Origin of the sequence: Neisseria sp. HMSC065D04 (assembly GCF_001815675.1) — a bacterium.
GTDB lineage: Bacteria > Pseudomonadota > Gammaproteobacteria > Burkholderiales > Neisseriaceae > Neisseria.
Map to the genome: position 1 here is coordinate 12750 of NZ_KV821506.1, position 4007 is coordinate 16756.

The 4007-nt window shown below is 53.0% G+C and carries 3 protein-coding genes; 2 read left to right on the forward strand and 1 reads right to left on the reverse strand.

Annotated elements, in window-relative coordinates; genetic code table 11:
* Positions 1 to 92: 92 nt before the first annotated feature.
* On the reverse strand, positions 93 to 1376 hold the full coding sequence (locus HMPREF3050_RS05625; RefSeq protein ID WP_070773953.1) for an FAD-binding domain-containing protein: 1284 nt from the start codon (positions 1374 to 1376) through the stop codon (positions 93 to 95).
* 382 nt (positions 1377 to 1758) lie between these two features.
* Between HMPREF3050_RS05625 and HMPREF3050_RS05630 the strand changes: the two genes are divergently transcribed.
* Together HMPREF3050_RS05630 and argC are read left to right on the forward strand one after the other, a co-directional pair.
* A complete protein-coding gene (locus tag HMPREF3050_RS05630; RefSeq protein ID WP_070773955.1) occupies positions 1759 to 2604 on the forward strand; it encodes a DUF817 domain-containing protein in 846 nt (281 codons plus the stop codon).
* A 137-nt stretch (positions 2605 to 2741) separates the two neighbouring features.
* Positions 2742 to 3785 carry an N-acetyl-gamma-glutamyl-phosphate reductase gene (gene argC / locus HMPREF3050_RS05635; protein WP_070773957.1) on the forward strand — a complete coding sequence of 348 codons (1044 nt, stop codon included), beginning with the start codon at positions 2742 to 2744 and terminating at the stop codon, positions 3783 to 3785.
* The last annotated feature ends 222 nt before the right edge of the window (positions 3786 to 4007 follow it).

Here is a 4007-nt window from a genome sequence, read left to right on the forward strand (position 1 = left end):
CGTACTGGTTTAAAGTTAATCCACTATATTTTTACGCTTAAAGAGGTCGTTTGATGAGAAACCCATAGCCGTTACCGATCGATAATCACGCTCTAGGGCGCGACGACGGGCGGTGGATAACCGTGTGCGTCAATTTCAGACGAGGCGAGCCACGGGGTATGGACGAGGTTGACGGGTAAGTGCGCCAATTCGGGGATGTGGCGGCGGACGAATGTGCCGTCCGGGTCAAGCCGGCGGGCGGTTTGGATAATGTCGATGGAACACCTGCGGGCATTGCGGGCGGCGGTTTGCCAGTTGCCTTCGTTCAACGCGGGGTCAAAATCGGTTTGCTGTGTGGCGAACCAAACGATGCCGTGTTCGGACGGCTGATGCAGGACGCCACACAAAAATTCTGCCGTCAGGGAGCGCAGGGCGGGATGCAGCCAGCCGCTCGATTTCAGGCTGCGCATGGCGGCATCGATAAGCGGGAAACCTGTTTCCCCCTGCCGCCAGCGTTCCGTCAGGTCGTCTGAAAACGGCGCAGATTCAGCAGCAGATTCAGGCTCGATGCGGGCGCGGTGGTAAGCAAGCTGCTGATAGAAATCGCGCTGAATCAAGTTGTCCAACCAAGCATCTGCGCCCTGCCCTGAGGCTTCTGCCGCCAACACGCGCGGCGAAATGCAGCCTGCGCTCAAATACGCACTCAATCGACTGGTGCCTTTCCTGGCGGGAAAATCCTTCATAATCGGATAAAACCCGATATTTTCTTCAAACTGCCGCCATTTTTTGTCCGCCTCATCTTCGCCGCCGCGCTGTGCGGAAACCATGTCCTGCTGCCCGTTCCACGCTGGGAATGACGGCATTTCAACAGAGGTCGTCTGAAAAATTTCAGCGCGTCCGCCTCCCGCATCCCGCCCGCCGAACCGCTGCCGAAACAAAGCCAGCCACGCTTCTTTATAATGCGGGAAGTCGGTATAAGGCGCGCCGTGACTGCCCATGATTTCTGCCTTGGCGAATATGGCACGGTCGTTAACACGCTCGAACGCAACGCCTTGTTCATCCAAAATCCGCCAAATGCGGTTATCTTGCCCGATTTCAGACGACGTATAGGCTTCGTCTGCAATTACGGTCTGAACATTCAACCGCGTCGCCAAAGCAGGCAATTCTTCCACACGGTTCACCGCATACAAAGCCACACCGCGCGCCGCCAGCGAGCCATGCAAAGCCGCCGCCGCCTGATAATGAAACCAATCCTGACGCGGATTGGGGATTTCAGACGACCTCCGCGCCACCCACACGCCTGCCACAGGCAATCCCCGCTTCACGGCGGCGGACAACGCGGCGTTGTCGCGTATGCGCAGGTTGCGGCGGAACCAGACCAATGTATGTGCTTGCATGGCGATGTCGTCTGAAAGGGATAAGGCATTTGATTTTAGCAGAAATTTTACAGCCCGAAGAAGGAGGAGGAATACGGGAAGGTCGTCTGAAAATCTAGGGCATGCTATTCGCAAAAGCTGTTTGCTGTTTCAACCTGTGCGATACTCCCTATTCCGAACCTGCCTTAAACCCTGCTCTCCTACTCTGCTCAAATAATCGGCAAACCGCAGACTCATTGTTCTACCCCATCCTATCGCTCAAAAATGCCAAACATCACGCACGCTTTCAGACGACCCCTCATTGCCCCATCTCCTAACATTGCCGTTCGTCATACCGCATCCCACCTCTTCCCTATTTCCGTTATATTTCATCACTTTGCAAATCTGAAGGTCGTCTGAAAATATGTTGGGCAAACTGGATACTTGGCTGATGGAACACCCGAAACGGGATGATTTGCACGGCTGGCGGCGTTTTGCGGTCGAATTTTGGTTTTTCGGACTGAAAGAAGCGCGCGCCTGTTTGTTTGCAGGTTTGTTTTTCATTGCCATGTTCCTGATTCCGAAAACAGGCTGGCTGGGGATTTCACGCTATGACCTGCTGCTGATTTTTGCAGTCTCCGTGCAGGCTGCGATGCTGTATTTCAAGCTGGAAACGTGGGACGAAGTGAAATCGATTACGCTGTTTCACTTGGTGGGCTTTGTTTTGGAGTGGTTCAAAACATCGGGCGACATCCAGTCTTGGAGCTATCCGGACGAGGCATACACCAAAATCGGCGGCGTGCCGTTGTTTGCAGGCTTTATGTATGCGGCGGTCGGCAGCTACATCATTCAGGCTTGGCGGCTCTTTAATATCAGAATCAAAAGCCATCCGCCGTATTGGTTGAGCACATTGTGCGCGCTGGCAATTTACGTCAATTTTTTCACTCATCACTATCTCGGCGACTACCGCTGGTATCTTGCCGCATTTGCACTCGGGCTGTATGCGCGGACAACTGTTTTATACACGCCCTATGACACTACCCGAAAAATGCCGCTTCTGCTGTCTTTCGTCCTCATCGGTTTTTTCATTTGGCTGGCGGAAAACTTAGGGACTTTGTTCGGCGTTTGGCGTTATCCCAACCAAATCGGCGCATGGGCATCGGTACACATCAGCAAATGGAGTTCGTGGGCTTTGCTGGTGATGATGACGTTTACCATCGTGGCGAATTTAAAACACGTCAAACACACCATCAGCGTTTCTAAAGACTAAGGGATGCCGTCAGACGAATACTGATTTCCACACGGTCAATCATCAGAGCATGCCGTATTACCCCCTTCCCCTTTTCAGACGACCCTCATCCCATTAAACTAAACCTCCATATTTAAAGCCCACCCAACGGAGAAATCATGAATCAAAAAATCAAAGCCGGCATCGTCGGCGCAACAGGCTACACCGGCGTAGAACTGCTCCGCCTGCTCAGCACGCACCCCAATGTCGAAGTAACCGCCATTACCAGCAGGAGCGAAGCAGGCATTGCCATTGCCGATTACTTTCCCAGTTTGCGCGGCATTTATGACTTAACCTTCCAAACGCCGGACCAAGCCCGACTGGATCAATGTGACGTCGTGTTCTTTGCCACACCCAACGGCGTCGCCATGAAGGAAGCACCCGCGCTTCTGAACCAAAACGTCCGTATCGTCGACCTATCCGCCGACTTCCGCATCCAAGACATCCCGACATGGGAACAATGGTACGGTATGCGCCACGCCAGCCCCGATATTATCCCGCAAGCCGTATACGGATTAAGCGAAATGAACCGCGACGCCATTGCCAACGCACGCATCGTCGCCAACCCCGGCTGCTATCCCACCTGCGTTTCACTGCCCTTATTGCCTTTGCTGCAACAAGGTCGTCTGAAAGCACACATGCCATTGATTGCCGACTGCAAATCCGGCGTCTCCGGCGCAGGGCGCAAGGGCAACATCGGTTCACTCTTCTGCGAAGCGGGCGACAATTTCAAAGCATACGGTATCGGCGGACACCGCCACCTTCCCGAAATCAAACAAACCATCCGAACATTGCAGGCAGACATTGCCGATGGTTTTGTCTTCACTCCACACCTCACACCCATGATACGCGGTATGCACGCAACCCTTTACCTGCATCTTGAGGACGGTTGCCATCCTGAAGAGATACTTCGCGAATACTATCGGGACAGCCCCTTTGTCGACATCCTTCCTGCCGGTTCCACACCCGAAACACGCAGCGTCCGCGGAGCCAATTTGTGCCGCATCAGCATCCAGCAAGCGCCGCAATCGAATCTTTGGATTGCCTTGTCCGTCATCGATAATTTAGTAAAAGGCGCAGCAGGACAAGCCATTCAAAACATGAACATCATGTTCGGTTTTGACGAACAACTCGGTCTGCAAAACGCCCCGCTACTTCCCTGATGTATACGGTCATTCCGAACAAGAGGGATTTTCATCCATCTAAAGGGGTCGTCTGAAAACCACTCACGCCGTTTTCAGACGACCCCTCATCAACAACCACAATAGCAAATGCCTTCCAAATCACAAATCTAAAGAATTTCTAGTTGGCGAGCTTTAACCACACGGCGCATGCCTACCCTGCCCGTCCATTATATAGTGGATTAACTTTAAATCAGGACAAGG

Coding starts and splice junctions, on each gene's coding strand:
- HMPREF3050_RS05630 (WP_070773955.1), top strand. CDS start 1,759: ATGTTGGGCAAACTGGATACTTGGCTGATGGAACACCCGAAACGGGAT.
- HMPREF3050_RS05625 (WP_070773953.1), bottom strand. CDS start 1,376: ATGCAAGCACATACATTGGTCTGGTTCCGCCGCAACCTGCGCATACGC.
- argC (WP_070773957.1), top strand. CDS start 2,742: ATGAATCAAAAAATCAAAGCCGGCATCGTCGGCGCAACAGGCTACACC.